Origin of the sequence: Roseovarius sp. MMSF_3350 (assembly GCF_030733425.1) — a bacterium.
Lineage (GTDB): Bacteria > Pseudomonadota > Alphaproteobacteria > Rhodobacterales > Rhodobacteraceae > Roseovarius.
Genome location: NZ_JASHIZ010000008.1, coordinates 89,585 through 104,091 on the forward strand (window position 1 = coordinate 89,585; position 14,507 = coordinate 104,091).

At 64.5% G+C, this 14,507-nt stretch carries 17 protein-coding genes; 2 read left to right on the forward strand and 15 right to left on the reverse strand.

Going from position 1 to position 14,507, the window contains the following annotated elements; translation table 11 throughout:
- Positions 1–3: 3 nt before the first annotated feature.
- The 6 genes from RBB31_RS09595 to miaB all read right to left on the reverse strand — a co-directional run bounded on the left by RBB31_RS09595 (position 4) and on the right by miaB (position 5,181).
- Entirely contained in the window at positions 4–936 is a 933-nt protein-coding gene (locus RBB31_RS09595) for a hemolysin family protein (protein WP_306129070.1), read from the reverse strand.
- Positions 937–978: 42 nt separating this feature from the next.
- On the reverse strand, positions 979–1,473 hold the full coding sequence (gene ybeY / locus RBB31_RS09600; RefSeq protein ID WP_306129071.1) for an rRNA maturation RNase YbeY: 495 nt from the start codon (positions 1,471–1,473) through the stop codon (positions 979–981).
- 90 nt (positions 1,474–1,563) lie between these two features.
- The gene (locus tag RBB31_RS09605) at positions 1,564–2,586 is read right to left on the reverse strand and encodes a PhoH family protein (RefSeq protein WP_306129072.1); all 1,023 of its coding nucleotides are present in this window, start codon (positions 2,584–2,586) and stop codon (positions 1,564–1,566) included.
- Between the two features lie 145 nt (positions 2,587–2,731).
- Entirely contained in the window at positions 2,732–3,028 is a 297-nt protein-coding gene (locus RBB31_RS09610) for a hypothetical protein (RefSeq protein ID WP_306129073.1), read from the reverse strand.
- Between the two features lie 14 nt (positions 3,029–3,042).
- Entirely contained in the window at positions 3,043–3,546 is a 504-nt protein-coding gene (locus RBB31_RS09615) for an OmpA family protein (protein ID WP_306129156.1), read from the reverse strand.
- A 303-nt stretch (positions 3,547–3,849) separates the two neighbouring features.
- Positions 3,850–5,181, reverse strand: a complete 1,332-nt coding sequence (gene miaB / locus RBB31_RS09620; RefSeq protein ID WP_306129157.1) for a tRNA (N6-isopentenyl adenosine(37)-C2)-methylthiotransferase MiaB — start codon at positions 5,179–5,181, stop codon at positions 3,850–3,852.
- Between the two features lie 114 nt (positions 5,182–5,295).
- Between miaB and RBB31_RS09625 the strand changes: the two genes are divergently transcribed.
- Positions 5,296–6,165 carry a hypothetical protein gene (locus tag RBB31_RS09625; RefSeq protein WP_306129158.1) on the forward strand — a complete coding sequence of 290 codons (870 nt, stop codon included), beginning with the start codon at positions 5,296–5,298 and terminating at the stop codon, positions 6,163–6,165.
- Positions 6,166–6,239: 74 nt separating this feature from the next.
- Here RBB31_RS09625 and RBB31_RS09630 read toward each other — a convergent pair whose 3' ends face one another.
- The 4 genes from RBB31_RS09630 to RBB31_RS09645 all read right to left on the reverse strand — a co-directional run bounded on the left by RBB31_RS09630 (position 6,240) and on the right by RBB31_RS09645 (position 8,452).
- On the reverse strand, positions 6,240–6,836 hold the full coding sequence (locus RBB31_RS09630) for a ferric reductase-like transmembrane domain-containing protein (RefSeq protein ID WP_306129074.1): 597 nt from the start codon (positions 6,834–6,836) through the stop codon (positions 6,240–6,242).
- Positions 6,837–6,843: 7 nt separating this feature from the next.
- Positions 6,844–7,347 (reverse strand): twin-arginine translocation pathway signal, encoded by a 504-nt coding sequence (locus RBB31_RS09635; RefSeq protein ID WP_306129159.1) that lies wholly within the window; start codon positions 7,345–7,347, stop codon positions 6,844–6,846.
- A gap of 185 nt (positions 7,348–7,532) precedes the next feature.
- The gene (locus RBB31_RS09640; RefSeq protein WP_306129075.1) at positions 7,533–7,970 is read right to left on the reverse strand and encodes a PACE efflux transporter; all 438 of its coding nucleotides are present in this window, start codon (positions 7,968–7,970) and stop codon (positions 7,533–7,535) included.
- A gap of 170 nt (positions 7,971–8,140) precedes the next feature.
- Entirely contained in the window at positions 8,141–8,452 is a 312-nt protein-coding gene (locus RBB31_RS09645) for a hypothetical protein (RefSeq protein WP_306129076.1), read from the reverse strand.
- 173 nt (positions 8,453–8,625) lie between these two features.
- On the opposite strand from RBB31_RS09645, the gene RBB31_RS09650 reads away from it, so the two are divergent.
- Positions 8,626–9,471 carry a calcium-binding protein gene (locus RBB31_RS09650; protein ID WP_306129077.1) on the forward strand — a complete coding sequence of 282 codons (846 nt, stop codon included), beginning with the start codon at positions 8,626–8,628 and terminating at the stop codon, positions 9,469–9,471.
- Between the two features lie 54 nt (positions 9,472–9,525).
- Here RBB31_RS09650 and RBB31_RS09655 read toward each other — a convergent pair whose 3' ends face one another.
- The 5 genes from RBB31_RS09655 to fabA form a co-directional block, all read right to left on the reverse strand.
- Positions 9,526–10,317: an enoyl-ACP reductase gene (locus tag RBB31_RS09655; RefSeq protein WP_306129078.1), complete on the reverse strand. Its 792-nt coding sequence runs from the start codon at positions 10,315–10,317 to the stop codon at positions 9,526–9,528.
- Positions 10,318–10,324: 7 nt separating this feature from the next.
- Positions 10,325–11,554 (reverse strand): beta-ketoacyl-ACP synthase I, encoded by a 1,230-nt coding sequence (fabB, locus tag RBB31_RS09660; RefSeq protein ID WP_306129079.1) that lies wholly within the window; start codon positions 11,552–11,554, stop codon positions 10,325–10,327.
- Positions 11,555–11,631: 77 nt separating this feature from the next.
- Positions 11,632–13,038, reverse strand: a complete 1,407-nt coding sequence (locus tag RBB31_RS09665) for a PAS domain S-box protein (RefSeq protein ID WP_306129080.1) — start codon at positions 13,036–13,038, stop codon at positions 11,632–11,634.
- 319 nt (positions 13,039–13,357) lie between these two features.
- Positions 13,358–13,852 carry an ATP-binding protein gene (locus RBB31_RS09670; RefSeq protein WP_306129081.1) on the reverse strand — a complete coding sequence of 165 codons (495 nt, stop codon included), beginning with the start codon at positions 13,850–13,852 and terminating at the stop codon, positions 13,358–13,360.
- Positions 13,853–13,861: 9 nt separating this feature from the next.
- Positions 13,862–14,371, reverse strand: coding sequence for a bifunctional 3-hydroxydecanoyl-ACP dehydratase/trans-2-decenoyl-ACP isomerase (gene fabA / locus RBB31_RS09675; protein ID WP_306129082.1), 510 nt, complete (start codon positions 14,369–14,371; stop codon positions 13,862–13,864).
- Positions 14,372–14,507 lie beyond the last annotated feature (136 nt).

The window sequence follows — 14,507 nt, forward strand, 5'->3', positions numbered from 1 at the left end:
GCCCTACCCCTCGATCGCCTCGGGCAGCCGCACCCGCAGCCGCTTGATCCGCCGCGGATCGGAATCCAGCACCTGGATCTCGATACCCGTGGGATGCTCGACCAGTTCGCCCCGTGCGGGCACCCGGCCCAGCAGCATGAAGACCAGCCCGCCCAGCGTGTCGATCTCCTCCTCGTCGATCTCCTCCGAGTCGGTCAGCGAAAGGCCGATCTCGGCCTCGAACTCCTCCAGCGGCGCCTTGGCCTGCACCACGTAGGAGCCGGGCTTTTCCTCAGCCCAGTAGGCGCCCTCGTCCTGGTCGTGCTCGTCGGCGATCTCGCCCACGACCTGTTCGATCAGGTCCTCGATCGTCACGAGCCCGTCGACCCCGCCATATTCGTCGATCACCAGCGCCATGTGACGCCGTTCGGCCTGCATCTTCTGCAACAGCACGCCGATGGTCATCGACGGAGGCACGTACATCAGTGGGCGCAACAGCTCTTCCAGCGAATACTCCGAGCCATGCCCGTTGAACCCGTGCTTCAGCGCGAAATCCTTCAGGTGGGCAAACCCCACGGGCGTGTCCAGCGTCCCCTCGTAAACCGGCAGGCGCGTCAGCCCGCTGTCGCGGAACGTGTGAACCAGTTCATCCATGGTGATTGAGGCGGGAACCGAAACGATGTCCGCCTTGGGGATCATCACGTCCTCGACCGACAGCCGCCGCAAATTGCCCAGCCCAAGGTTGGGCGCAAAGCCCCCGCCGGTCGCGGCGGGGCTGCCTCCGTCGGGGTCCGCCTCCGAGCCGTCCAGTGTCTCGTCCGCGCCAAGCGCACGAAAGAAGTTGCGGAAGAACCCGCCCTGCGTGTCGTTCTGATCCTCTGCCGGATCGTCGCCCTTGCTTGCCTCGGGCCGCGCGCCATGCGCTGCCATAGAAGAGGCGTCGTTGCTGTCGTTCATCGTACCTTTCCAAATCGCGCCCGCATCCACGGGCGCCGGGTGTCAATATGGGTCAGGCAGACCCAGTTTGCCAAGTATCTCCACCTCGGTTCGTTCCATCAGGGTGGCATCCTTGTCACGAACGTGATCGTAGCCCAGCAAATGCAAGATTCCGTGAACGATCAGGTGCGTCACGTGGTCCTGCATCGGCTTGCCCGCCGCCTCGGCCTCTTTCGCGCAGGTCTCGAACGCAATCGCGATATCGCCCAGCTCGGTGTCGGGACCCGCCTCTGGCAGGTCCGGCACCACGCCGTCGGTCTCTGCGCCGCGTTCCGCGCTCGGCCAGCTTAATACATTGGTCGGCGCCGCCTTGTCCCGGAAATCTTCGTTCAAGGCGGCAATCCGCGCATCGTCGCAGCCCAGCACCGCGATCTCCCACGCCGCGGGGTCCAGCCCCAGATGCGCCAACGTGGCCTCAGCCGCCCGCGCGGCCAGCCGCTCCAGCCCCGCTTCCTGCCAGCGGTGGTCCTCGATCACCGTATCGACCGAAACGCTCACACCGGGCGCGGGCCGGAATTTTGCAAAATTCCGGATCGGAAAATAGCAATTTTCCGGCCAATTTTCTTCCAAAGAAAATTGCCCCCGGACTCAGACATCCGCGTCATAGGCCTCGATGATCGCCGCCACCAGCGGGTGGCGCACCACGTCCTTCGAGGTGAAGTAGTTGAAGGCGATCTTGGGAATATCCTTCAGCAGCCGCTCGGCATCGTGCAGCCCGCTGGTCACCCCGCGCGGCAGGTCGATCTGGCTTCGGTCGCCGGTGATCACCATCCGGCTGCCCTCGCCCAGGCGCGTCAGGAACATCTTCATCTGCATCGAGGTCGCGTTCTGCGCCTCGTCCAGCACGACGAAGGCATTGGCCAGCGTCCGCCCCCGCATGAAGGCCAGCGGTGCGATCTCGATCCGCTTTTCCTCGATCAGCTTGGCCACCTGCTTGGCCGGGAAAAAGTCATTCAGCGCGTCGTATAGCGGCTGCATGTAAGGATCGACCTTGTCCTTCATGTCGCCCGGCAGATAGCCCAGCTTCTCGCCCGCCTCCACCGCCGGCCGGCTGAGGATGATGCGGTCGACATGCCCCTCGATGAACATGCTGACGCCCACAGCGACGGCCAGATAGGTCTTGCCGGTGCCCGCGGGGCCGATGCCGAAGGCCAGCTCGTTGGCGAACAGCGCCTGGACATAGGCTTTCTGCGCGTCGGTGCGTGGCTCCACCGGCTTCTTGCGGGTCTTGATCTCGACCCGCCCGCCCTTGAACATCTCGAGCTGATCGCCGCCATCCGCGTCCTCGCCCTCATCGCGGTGTGCGCTGCCGCCCGCGCCCATGCGCAGCTCTCGGTCGACGTCGCCATGCTCCACCGTGCGGCCCTCTTCCAGCCGCTGGTACAGCGCCAGCAGCACGTCGCGCGCCTCCTTGGCCTGCTCCGGCTCGCCGATCACGGCAAGCTGGTTGCCCCGGCGCAGGATCTGCACGCCCAGCTTCTTCTCGATTTCGGCAAGGTTGCGGTCATACTCGCCGCACAGGTCGATCAACAGGAAATTGTCGGGGAACTCGACAACCGTTTCCAGAATGTCGCTGCTTTCGGATTGCGACGTCAGCACGTTCGTGACCAATCAAATCTCCCTGTCAAAGGCCTGTTACGATGCTGCCAAGATGCGGCCCCAAGGGCAAGGCCCGGTTCGCAATTGTCACGCGTTTGAAACGAAAAATGCCGCGGACCCTTGGGCCCACGGCACGGAAACGGGCATTTGACGCGCGTCAAATCGAGTCGGCCACGGGCGTACCGCCCTTGTAGTTGCCCGTCGCCACGGTCGGCGGCGCGGTGCCGGAACACACCGGCTTGCCGTATTTGTCCAGCCGCTGCGACAGGTAACCTTCGGTTCCGTCATCGATGATCCAGTGATCACAGCCGTTGGGATCGACCCAGATGCCCGCCTGAAGCTGGCTCAGGTGCTTGGAGTCAAAGCCGCGGTCGACGGTCTTGTTGCGCTTGTCGTCACAGGCCGCCAGCGCACCGACAAGGGGGATCACGGCCAGAAGTTTATATGCTTGCATTGGTTCGGGTCCCCTTAGCGGATGCAGATGATTTCGACGCGGCGGTTCTGCTGCATGCCCGCGGCCGTGTTGTTGGATGCCTTGGGCAGACGTTCGCCGTAGCCGCGCACATCCGCGATCCGGGCGCCCGTGGCCGCGGCGATTCGCGCGACCGAGTTCGCCCGGCGATAGGACAGGTCGATGTTATACTGGTCCGAGGCGCGGCTGTCGGTGTGCCCGGTGATGATGTAGGAGATCGCCCCGGTGCTGCGAAAGAATTCCTGCAGTCGTGCCCGGCCCGCGGCGCTGATATTGGCGCTGTCGGTGGCGAACAGCTGGTCGGTGTTGACCACGCCGCACACATTGCCCCGGCGGCAGACCGGGATGCCCTGGCGGTTCACGTGGGGGGTCATGTAGCCTTCCCAGCCGTCATCCATCACCCAGTGCTCGCACCCGTCCGGATCGACCCAGATCGTGGGCACGTAACGCTCGCCCTTCACGACCCGCTGGCCACTTTGCGCCTGACCGGCCTCGGTCATCGCCACCACACCCAGAGCGACGGCAGCCAATCCGCTCAGAAGGGTGCGCACTGTTTTCGAAATCGTATTCGTCACAGCCACTGTCCTTTTTATTATTTCCCCCATTTACCCCGGTACCAGGCAGCGATTCCGAGGTAAAAAACGAATTATTGTTTGAGAATAGCAAGTTCAGGCGGGTTGTGAAGCATAAATGGCCAGATATTGTGGCGCCCCGGGAAACAATCCCCACCCATGGGCTGTACATACCCCGAAACAGCGAATTATCCCGCCATCCCCGAGCGTGACCGCCACCCTGCCGGAACTTCAGGCGGGCAGCACCCGACCGCCCAGCGAATTGGCGCCGCTTTCGATGATTTCCACCCGGCGCAGGTCGCCGGGCCGCACGTCGGGATCGCTCACATGGACCGCGTGCAGGTAATCCGACTTGCCCACCATCTGCCCCTCGCGGCGTCCGGCCTTCTCGAACAGCACACCCACCTCGCGGCCCACCATGGCATCCTGGATGGCGCGCTGCTGTTCGGTGATCAGCGCCTGAAGGCGGTGCAACCGCTCGGTCTTCACGTCCTCGTCCAACTGCGCACGCTCCGCCGCGGGCGTGCCGGGCCGTGTGGAATACTTGAAGGAATAGGCATAGCCATAGCGGACCTCCTCGATCAGCGCCATCGTGTCGGCGAAATCCGCCTCGGTCTCCTCCGGGAAGCCCACGATGAAATCCCCCGACAGCAGGATATCGGGCCGCGCCGCGCGGATGCGCTCGATCAACCGGATATAGCTTTCGGCGGTATGACTGCGGTTCATCCGCTTCAGGATGCGGTCGCTGCCCGATTGCACCGGCAAGTGCAGGTAGGGCATCAGCTTGGCACACTGCCCGTGCGCCTCGATCAGGTCGTCGCCCATGTCGTTGGGATGACTGGTCGTGAACCGGATGCGCTCCAACCCGTCGACCTTGTCCAACTCCCAGATCAGCTGCGCCAGCGACCAGTCGTTCCCGTCCGGCCCCTGCCCGTGATAGGCATTCACGTTCTGGCCCAGCAGGGTGATCTCGCGCACGCCGCGCTCCACCAGCTCTTTCGCCTCGTCCACGATGCGCGCCACCGGGCGGCTTACCTCCGCGCCACGGGTATAGGGCACCACGCAGAAGGCACAGAACTTGTCGCAGCCTTCCTGCACGGTCAGGAACGCGGTCGGTCCGCGCTTGGCCTTGCCGCCCCGCTTGCGCAGCGTGTCGAACTTGTCGTCGACCGGAAAATCCGTGTCCAGCGCCTTGGCCCCGTCCCGCGCCTTGGCCTCCAGCGCCGGCAGGTTGTGATAGCTTTGCGGCCCCACCACCAGGTCCACCATCGGCTGGCGGCGCATGATCTCCTCGCCCTCGGCCTGCGCGACACAGCCGGCCACGCCGATCTTGAGGTCGGGCTTGGCGTCCTTCAGCCCCTTGAACCGGCCCAGCTCGGAATAAACCTTTTCCGCGGCCTTTTCACGTATGTGACAGGTATTGAGCAGAATCATGTCCGCGTCGTCGGGCGTGTCCGTCTCGACATAGCCCGCGCCGCCCATGGCCTCGGCCATGCGCTCGCTGTCATAGACGTTCATCTGGCACCCGTAGGTCTTGATGTATAGCTTTTTCGTCTCGGACATGGCCACACCCTGCGTCTCAAGCGGTTTCAAGGCGCCTGCCTACACCACCTGCGGCCCGACTTGCAATGCGCCGCGAATTGCGGAATTTTACCGGCGCAGCCCCGAAGGATGACGATGCAATATCACAGCCTCTCCGCCTTTCTCGACAGTTCCGCCGCGGCGCTGGCCAAGGGCCCCGTCGCCATGATCTTCGTCGAGGATCAGGTCGAGGTCGACAGCGCCATCCGGCACCATCTCGACACCGGGTTCGCCTCGGTGCTGGTGCTCATGCCCCCCGCGTTCTCCCTCGCGCCCGACGTGGCCGACCGGGTCGAGCGGATCGGCTATGACATCGCGGCGGGCGACAGTTTCGTCGAGGCGGTGAACCGCGTGATCGAGGCCGCGCCGGGTCTTTGGCTCTATTACTGCTTCAACGCCGAGTACCTGTTCTTTCCCTTCTGCGAGACCCGCACCGTGGGCGAGATGCTGGCCTTCCACACCGAGGAACGGCGCGACGCCATGCTGACCTACGTGGTCGATCTCTACGCCGGCGACCTCGACCTGCACCGCGACGCCGTCTCGCTGGAGGATGCGCATCTCGACCGTTCCGGCTATTACGCGCTGGCGCGCAACGATCCCGACAACCACAACCACCCGCGCGAACGGCAGCTCGATTTCTTCGGCGGCCTGCGTTGGCGATACGAGGAACACATCCCCGCCGAGCGGCGCAAGATCGACCGTATCTCTCTGTTCCGCGCCAGGCCGGGGCTGGAATTGCGTCCCGATCACACCTTCAACGACGAGGAATACAACACCTATGCCTGCCCCTGGCACCACAATCTGACGGCGGCGGTGGCCTCGTTCCGCACGGCCAAGGCGCTGAAACGCAACCCGGGCTCGACCTTCGACATCCACACGTTCAAGTGGCACAATTCCGCGCCGTTCGAATGGCATTCGCGTCAATTGCTGGACTTGGGCCTGATGGAACCCGGCCAGTGGTTCTGAAACACCCGTCCCGGGCCTGACCCGGGACCTCCGAGACAATGAGATCCCGGATCAAGTCCGGGATGCCGCCCGCTTCACCTTGTTTTGCCGGCCCAGATCCGCAGGTCCCGTATGACCTTGATCGTCGCCCCCAGCGCCAGCGCGCACAGGGCGAACTTGCTCACCGTTTCCATCGTGCCCTGAATAAGGATCGCGTGCAGGCCCGTGCCCGCCACGATCAGCACCGCCAGCGCCGTGTGCACCCGCCGCCATGTCATGGGCCGCACCCCCAGCCGCTTGCGCGTAAGCGCCAGCGCGGCGGTGGCAAAGATCAGCCACATGACCAGAACACCCCATACCGAGAACGGCGTCGGCGAGCGCAGCAGCAGCGCATCCACCACGTCCGGCGGGCTGGTCAGCCACAACCCGCCCACGTGCAGCACCACCAGCGCCACGATCCCCGCGCCGACCCAACGATGCACCCGCCGCCCTTTCAGCGCCGGCAAGCCGGGCAGGTAGCCCCCGGCCAGAAGCGGCTGCAAAAGCATCAGGGAAAAGCCCACGATCCCGGCAAACCCGGCCACGATATAGATGGGTTGGCGCCATTGCAGCAGCGGGCTGAACCCCGCCGCCACGACGGGCACAAGAAGGGCGGCGCAAACCGCCGCCCATATCAAAACCTTTCGCAACATCAGGACGCTACGCCGGAACCAGCACGAACTCCACGTCAAGCGAGGTCTCCGACGCGCTCGACATCACCGGGCGCAGGAACACGGTCTCGAACCCGCCATCGTCATACTCTGCATCATAGGCCAGATGCCCGTGCGGCTGACCGAAGGCGGGCACGATCTGCGGCATGTCCATCACGAACTGCCCGTTTCGGTCGGTCAGCGTCGCACCGTGGCTTTGCGGGTCACGCTCGTGCCCTTCGGTCGTGTGCGCCCAGATCTGGATGCGGCGGCCTTCCAGCGGGGCGCCGTCGCCCGCACGGCGCACGGTGCCGGTCATGGCGAATCCGCCATTGCCGATTCGCTGCACGATCTGCGCGCCGGGGCGATAGTTGTTGGCGCCGCCCGGCATCGTCGGCGTCGGCTGCACGCCTGCGGCACGGGCGGGCACGATCAGGCCCGATCCCAGTGTCACGGCGGCGGCCGCGCCGCCGGTGGCGATCAGGCTGCGTCGGTTGATCAGTCGGCTAGTCATATCGGTGTCTCCTGTCGGGTCGGGGGCGCAGGCCGCCAGCATCGGCATGACCTGCACCGTCATTCATCTTTGAAGATAACGCCGATCCGGCGCAGGCAAACCGCCCTCACGCCACCGTGACCGCGCGATTTCGTCCCGATCGGCAGGGTTTGGCGCAATCGCGGCCGATGGCGCTGTACTGCAGCTCAGTTCCGAGCCTCCTGCCCGGTCCATTCCGGCAGCGGAAACACCATGTCATAAAGCCAGTTAAAGCCCAAAGCGTAGACCATGTAGAACAACGCGAATGACAGGTCCATCACCAGCGCCTGCCACAGCGACACCTGCAGATACCACGCGATGAACGGCATGAGCACCACCAGCAGTCCCGCCTCGAACAGGCCCGCATGACCGATCCGCATCAAGGCGGTCTTGCGTGTCGAGCCGGTCTGCCGCCGCAGCACCAGGTCGAAACCGAAATTGAAAATCATGTTCCACAGCGTGGCGATGGTCGCGCTGACCAGCCCGACCACCCCGATATCGTGCATCGGCACCCCGAAGGCCACAGCCCCCAGTGGCACGATCAGGATCAGGGCGATGATTTCAAAGCTCAGCGCGTGGCGCAGACGGTCGAACGGGGATCTCATGGAACCCTCCCACTTGAGCCGGGCCGTCCCGGATGCAAACTGCCCGAGTGGGGAGGTCGTCCTCTGTCGCATCAGGTGCTGCTTCACCGCGCCCCTTTCAAGCTGCCCCGCACGGATTGTGGAAGATGTGGCCGAAAAGGCACCGCCGGCCCGCGGCATGGCGTTCGCGGTTACTGCCGCAGGTTCAGCAATGCCCGCGTGATCGCGTCATGCTCGCCGCTGTCGCCGCCGCCGCTCAGTCCGCCCATCGCGGTCAGATAGCTGCTGCCGGTCTCCGTGCTTTCGAGCCAGTCGACGCCATAGGCATAGGCGTCCTGCATCCGGTCATGCATCCCCGGATGGATCGCCCGTTCCTGCCATACCGCCGTCAGGCACAGCCCCATCAGGCCAAGCTGAATCCCACGCGCCCATTTGCGGGCGGCCCGGCTCCTGGCCTGGCGTTTTTCGAGGCGTAGCTCGTGGGGAGAGCGCATGAAGGTCATGGGTGAACCGTCGCCGCCTCCCATGGCGATAATGTGGCGATAACCGGTCGAAACCGGGATATCGGAATAAATCCGACCTCATGACCGTTGTCCTCCTGTTCCCGGGTCAGACCCGGGGCGCTCACCCAACGGGCGGCACCCGCCCCCCCCCAGAACCGACAGGAGAGAACGACATGGCGCAGATCAACGGAAAGGGCAGCGCTGACTGGCTGTCAGGCACGCTTTTCGACGACATCATCAAGGGCTTCGACGGCGACGACACCCTCATCGGGCGCGACGGCGACGATGCGATCTTCGGTGGTGACGACAGCGACCGGCTCGTCGGGAACCGCGGCAACGACACCGTGGAGGGCGGCAAGGGCGAAGACGTGCTCTTCGGAAACGACGGCGACGATATCCTCCGGGATGAAAGCGGCGACGATACGTTGAACGGTGGCGATGGCGATGACACCCTCGACGCAGGCGAAGGCAATGACCGCCTGAACGGTGGCTCGGGGAATGACCTGATGCGCGCCGGCGAAGGCAACGACACAATGAGTGGCGGAAGCGGTAATGACCGGATGTATGCCGGATCGGGCAACGACGACATCAAGGCCGGGCATGGAAACGACTATATCCACGCCGACGAGGGCAACGACACGATCAAGGCCGGTGGCGGGCACGACACGCTCATCGGCGGCGAAGGGGATGACATCATGCTTGGCGGCGGGGGGCATGACATTCTGCGCGGTGGCGAAGGCAACGACCTGCTGAATGGTGGCACCGGCAAGGACGTGATGACAGGCGGGGTCGGCGCGGACACTTTCGTCTTCACCCACGCCCATGATGTCATCACCGACTTCGAGCCGGGCGACGACCAGATCGACCTCACCGCCATCGACGGCGTGCATCGGTTTCAGGACGTCCTCGCCGCGGCCCAAACCGTCGGCGACGATATCCGGCTCGACTTCGGGGCACATCAGCTGACCCTTGTCGGCATCTCCGTCTCACAACTGGATTCGGACGACTTCATACTCTGATCCACCGCGTGGCTAGGCGCCCCCCTGCTCCGGCAGGGGGCCAATGGCCGCGGGTCAGAGGTTTTCGGGCTGCGGCATCCCCAGCACGTGATAGCCGCCATCGACCTTGATCACCTCGCCGGTGGTGCAGGCCCCGGCCGGGCTCGCCAGATACACCGCCGTGCCGCCGATCGCCTCCAGCGTGGCATTGGCCCGCATCGGCGCGTTCTCTTCCGTGTGCCGGAACGTCCGCCGCGCCCCGCCGATGGCCGCGCCGGCCAGCGTCTTCATCGGCCCGGGGCTGATCGCGTTCACGCGGATCTTGTCGGGGCCAAGGTCATTGGCCAGATACCGCGTCGTGGCCTCCAGCGCCGCCTTGGCCACGCCCATCACGTTATAGTTCGGCACCACACGGTTCGATCCCTGGTAGGTCAGGGTCAGCATCGTGCCGCCCTTCTCCTTCATCATCGGATAGGCCCGGCGGGCCACCTCGATGAAGGAATAGACCGAGATATCCATCGAATGCTTGAAATTGGTCCGGCTGGTGTTCAGGAACCGGCCCGACAGCTCGGACTTGTCGGAATAGGCGATGGCATGCACCACGAAGTCGATCGTCGGCCATGTCTCGGCCAGTGTTGCAAAGGCGGCGTCCAGCGACTCGTCCTTGGTGACGTCCACGTCCATCAACAGGTTCGATCCCAGCGAATTGGCCAGCGGTTCCACCCGCCTGGCAAAGGCCTCGCCCTGATAGGAGAACGCCAGCTCCGCCCCGGCCGCGTGCATCGCCTTTGCGATCCCCCACGCGATCGAGCGGTCGTTCGCGACGCCCATGATCAGGCCACGCTGTCCTTGCATAGAATTCGTCATGGCCGTCCTATCCGTCAAAACGGCTCAGCAGCATCGAGCCGTTCGTGCCACCGAAACCGAAAGAGTTGGTCATCACCGTATCCAGCCCGGCATCGTCCACGCGCGCCGTGGCGATCTCGCCCTCGTGGATGGCGGGGTCCAGCGTCTCGACATTGATGGACGGGATGATGAAATCGTGATGCAGCGCCAGGAGGCAGTAAATCGCCTCCTGCGCCCCTGTCGCCCCCTGGCTATGGCCGGTCATCGACTTTGTGGAACTTATGGGCGGCACGTTGCCCTCGCCGAAAATCCGCCGTACGGCCTCCACCTCGCCCGCGTCACCGACCGGCGTACTGGTGCCATGCGCGTTGATATAGCCAACGCGGCGACCCTCGGGCAGCGTCTGCAACGCCAGGCGCATCGCCCGCTCGCCGCCTTCGCCGCTGGGGGCCACCATGTCATGCCCGTCGCTGGTCGCGGCATAGCCCGTCACCTCGGCATAGATCTTGGCACCCCGCGCCTTCGCATGCTCCAGATCCTCCAGCACGACGATCCCGCCGCCACCGGAAATCACGAATCCGTCGCGGTCCGCGTCAAAGGCCCGGCTCGCCTTCTCGGGGGTGTCGTTATACTTCGACGACATCGCGCCCATCGCGTCGAACAGGCACGACAACGTCCAGTCCAGCTCTTCGCCGCCCCCCGCGAACATTACGTCCTGCTTGCCCATCATGATCTGCTCGGCGGCGTTGCCGATGCAATGCAGGCTGGTGGAACAGGCCGAGGTGATGGAATAGTTGATGCCCTTGATCTTGAAGGCGGTCGACAGGTTGGCGCTGATCGTCGAGGACATGCATTTCGGAACGGCAAAGGGCCCGATCCGCTTGGGGCTGCCCTTTTCCAGCACCGTCTGATGCGCCGCCAGCATGGCCGAGGTGGACGGCCCGCCCGACCCCGCCACCAGCCCGGTGCGCGGGTTGACGATCTCGCCCTCCTCCAGACCGGCATCGGCAATGGCCTGTTGCATGGCGATATGCGCATAGGCCGCACCCGGCCCCATGAATCGCAGGGTGCGCTTGTCCACGTGCTCGGTCACGTCCAGCTTGACGTCCCCGGCGATCTGGCTGCGGAATCCGTGCTCGGCCATTTCCTCGTTCGCCGAGATACCCGAACGCCCCTCTTTCAAGGAGGTCAGCACCTCCTCGGCATTGTTGCCGATACTGGAGACGATCCCCAGCCCGGTGACGACGACGCGACGCATGTTGCCTCCCTACCTGATTGCTCGCGTTGTAGGCCATGCAAGGCGGCGGGTGCAAGATCAATGCCGCGCCCGCGGGCCTATCCTACCGGGGAAAAATGCGTGGGGTCGATGGAGATCGTCCAGTGAACGCCTTCCGGCGCCACATGATACCGCGCCTGCGTGCCCAGCATCGACGGCGCCAGCGACGTCAGCACGGTGCTGCCAAATCCCGGCGCCTCTTCCTCGGGGGGATGCGCCAGGTTGCGTTCCTGCCAACTCAGGTCCAGCACGCGCCCCTCGGGACCATGGACCAGCTTCCAGCCCAGCTGCACCTCGCCGTCGTCATGCGCCAATGCACCGTATTTCATTGCGTTCGTGGCCAGTTCGTGCAGCGCGATCCCCAGCGTCTGCAGCGCCTGCGGCATCAGCCGCACCTCCGGCCCGGACAGGCGGACACGCGCATCGTTTTCCACGGTGAACGGACGCAGATGCCCCATCACCAGGTCGCGCAGGTCCGCATCTTGCCAGTGCCCGCCGACCAGCAGATCGGTCGATTTCGACAGGGCCGAAATCCGGTCGCCGAACCTCGCGTGGAAATCCTCGACCGTCGCGGCGCTGCGCGCGGTCTGGCGCTGTACCGCCGACACGATGGTCAGCATGTTCTTGGCCCGGTGGATGACCTCGCGCGACATCAGCTCGCGCGCTTTTTCCGACTTGCGCAACTCGGTGATGTCGCGGTGGATGTTGGAAATCGCCACCACCTCGCCATCCGAGCCCCGGATCGGCGCACAACTGATCCAGACCTCCCGCGGCGTGCCGTCGCGACCCACGCGCACGGCCTCGAACCGCTCCAGCCGGCCGGCGATGATCTCGTCACGAAACCATGCAACCCGTTTCGTCTCGTCCGAGGGATAGAGCGTTTCCAGCGATTGCCCGATGATCTCGTCGCCGGAATATCCATACAACCGCTCTGCCGCCGGGTTCCATGACGTGATCTTGCCCTCCAGATCATAGCTCAGGATCGCGTCCGACGTCCCCGCCACCAGTGCGGCCAGCGCGTTGCTGTCCACCGCCGTACGCTTCAGCGCGTCGCGTTCCTGGTGGCGTTGCGTCACGTTGCGGTGCTGGATGGTCAGAAAGGGCTGGCCTTCGAACACAACCCGCGTCGCGGTCAGCTCGAACCAGCGTTTCGTGGTGGGACTGTCGCAGGGATACTCGCACACGAAAGGCTCGCCCGAGCGCAGCGTCATCTCCAGCGACTCCGCGATCAGCCGGGCTTCCATGCTCGAAATCCCGTCGGCGCTGCGGCAGACGTCGAAATAATTGCTTCCGACATAGCCCGAGGGCGCTCCGTCATTCTCGGCGCTGAACTGCTTCCATGCGGAATTGGCGGCGATGACCACGCCGTCGGAATCCACGATCACGAACTCGTCCGGCAGTGCATCTATGAATTCCGTCACGCCGATCCGGCCGACCGGCCCGAAAGCATCACTGTTGGTTTGCACGCGCTCTTGCCTCGTTAATCTCTTGCGACTGGCCATTGACGTGGGGGTGATGCTCCACAGGCGCAACCTTGGTGTCTTGAACCGACCTTATCCCAACCGGGAATGGGGGCCGCAATAAACTCGTTTAAATAAGGTTAACCTTACGTCGCGTAAGCGAAAATTCGCCGAAATTATTTTAAATCAGGCACTTAGCGAGGCGCCGAGCGCGTCCAACGCGAAAAAGCGAGGCCATCCGCCCGATGTGACAGCATTTTTCTCGCGTCTGCCCCTCCGGGCGGCGGAGCTCCTGCTGCAATCCAGGATCAACACCCTTGTCGCTTCAGGGCGCGGCATTCCGGACGATCTCGATCCCCTCCTCGGGTAAAGGCGGCTCGAAATATCGCGTCAGCCTGTCGAACTGCTCTTCACTCACGCTGAAGGGATGCGCGCCGTCGGCATTGCGCACCGCAAGCCGCGCCTTGCAGACCGCGTCCGGAACGTCGAGGTAATGCAGGACGCAGGCGCTGCCCGCCGCCTCCGCCACGCCCTTCATCCAGGCCCGCGCCTCTGCGGTGTTGGCCGGGAAATCCAGAACGACGTTCACACCTGCCTGCAAAAGCTGCGTCACGTGCGGCCCGACGACAGCCCGCAGCCGTTTCGAGAACGCGACGTAATCGGCCAGCGTTTCCATCCTATCACCGAAAAGCGGCGCCAGCCAGTCGTCCTCGGAAATGCGCACGGCCCTCGCCGCGCGCCCAAGGGACTCCGACAGAGTGGATTTGCCCGCCGCCGCCTTGCCGCAGATCAGGTGAAGTGTCGGGCCGGCCCCAGCCATGGTCGCGCCTCAGGTCTCGCTCAGCGCGACCTTCATGTCCTTGACCTGGTAGATCACCTCGCCATCGGCCTCGACCCGGCCGTCGGCCACGCCCATGGTCAGGCGCCTCGTCTGCACCGCCTTGGTGAAATCAACGTAGTAGGTCAGCATCTTGCGGTCGGGGCGCACCATGCCCGTCAACTTCACCTCGCCCACGCCCAGCGCATAGCCGCGCCCCTGCCAGCCGCGCCAGCCCAGGTTGAAGCCGGTCAGCTGCCACAGCCCGTCGAGGCCAAGGCATCCCGGCATGATCGGGTTGCCCGGAAAGTGACACTCGAAAAACCACAGGTCCGGCGTGATGTCGAACTCGGCCACAACGTGCCCCTTGCCGTGCGGACCGCCATCGCCCGAAATATCGGTGATCCGGTCCATCATCAACATCGGCGGCAGGGGCAGCTGCGCATTGCCGGGGCCGAAAAGCTCGCCGCGTGCGCATTTCAGCAGGTCTTCGCGGTCGAAGCTGCTCGGGAAGTCGGCCATAGGGTCGCACCCTTTTCTTTGTCAGTTCCGTTACCTGACCGTGTAGCACCCCGCAAAACCCACGTGCAAGCCCCGTAGACGCCCTGCACGGCCGCACCCGCCTGCATCACCCCGCCCCCGCGCGCCTATGTCACGC

What these genes read in the sequence shown, in the direction of transcription:
- RBB31_RS09625 (WP_306129158.1), top strand. Translation starts at nt 5,296, where the DNA reads ATGCAATATCACAGCCTCTCCGCCTTTCTCGACAGTTCCGCCGCGGCG.
- RBB31_RS09615 (WP_306129156.1), bottom strand. Translation starts at nt 3,546, where the DNA reads ATGACCGAGGCCGGTCAGGCGCAAAGTGGCCAGCGGGTCGTGAAGGGC.
- RBB31_RS09645 (WP_306129076.1), bottom strand. Translation starts at nt 8,452, where the DNA reads ATGACCTTCATGCGCTCTCCCCACGAGCTACGCCTCGAAAAACGCCAG.
- fabA (WP_306129082.1), bottom strand. Translation starts at nt 14,371, where the DNA reads ATGGCCGACTTCCCGAGCAGCTTCGACCGCGAAGACCTGCTGAAATGC.
- RBB31_RS09595 (WP_306129070.1), bottom strand. Translation starts at nt 936, where the DNA reads ATGAACGACAGCAACGACGCCTCTTCTATGGCAGCGCATGGCGCGCGG.
- miaB (WP_306129157.1), bottom strand. Translation starts at nt 5,181, where the DNA reads ATGTCCGAGACGAAAAAGCTATACATCAAGACCTACGGGTGCCAGATG.
- RBB31_RS09670 (WP_306129081.1), bottom strand. Translation starts at nt 13,852, where the DNA reads ATGGCTGGGGCCGGCCCGACACTTCACCTGATCTGCGGCAAGGCGGCG.
- fabB (WP_306129079.1), bottom strand. Translation starts at nt 11,554, where the DNA reads ATGCGTCGCGTCGTCGTCACCGGGCTGGGGATCGTCTCCAGTATCGGC.
- RBB31_RS09635 (WP_306129159.1), bottom strand. Translation starts at nt 7,347, where the DNA reads ATGACTAGCCGACTGATCAACCGACGCAGCCTGATCGCCACCGGCGGC.
- RBB31_RS09640 (WP_306129075.1), bottom strand. Translation starts at nt 7,970, where the DNA reads ATGAGATCCCCGTTCGACCGTCTGCGCCACGCGCTGAGCTTTGAAATC.
- RBB31_RS09655 (WP_306129078.1), bottom strand. Translation starts at nt 10,317, where the DNA reads ATGACGAATTCTATGCAAGGACAGCGTGGCCTGATCATGGGCGTCGCG.
- RBB31_RS09610 (WP_306129073.1), bottom strand. Translation starts at nt 3,028, where the DNA reads ATGCAAGCATATAAACTTCTGGCCGTGATCCCCCTTGTCGGTGCGCTG.
- RBB31_RS09650 (WP_306129077.1), top strand. Translation starts at nt 8,626, where the DNA reads ATGGCGCAGATCAACGGAAAGGGCAGCGCTGACTGGCTGTCAGGCACG.
- RBB31_RS09630 (WP_306129074.1), bottom strand. Translation starts at nt 6,836, where the DNA reads ATGTTGCGAAAGGTTTTGATATGGGCGGCGGTTTGCGCCGCCCTTCTT.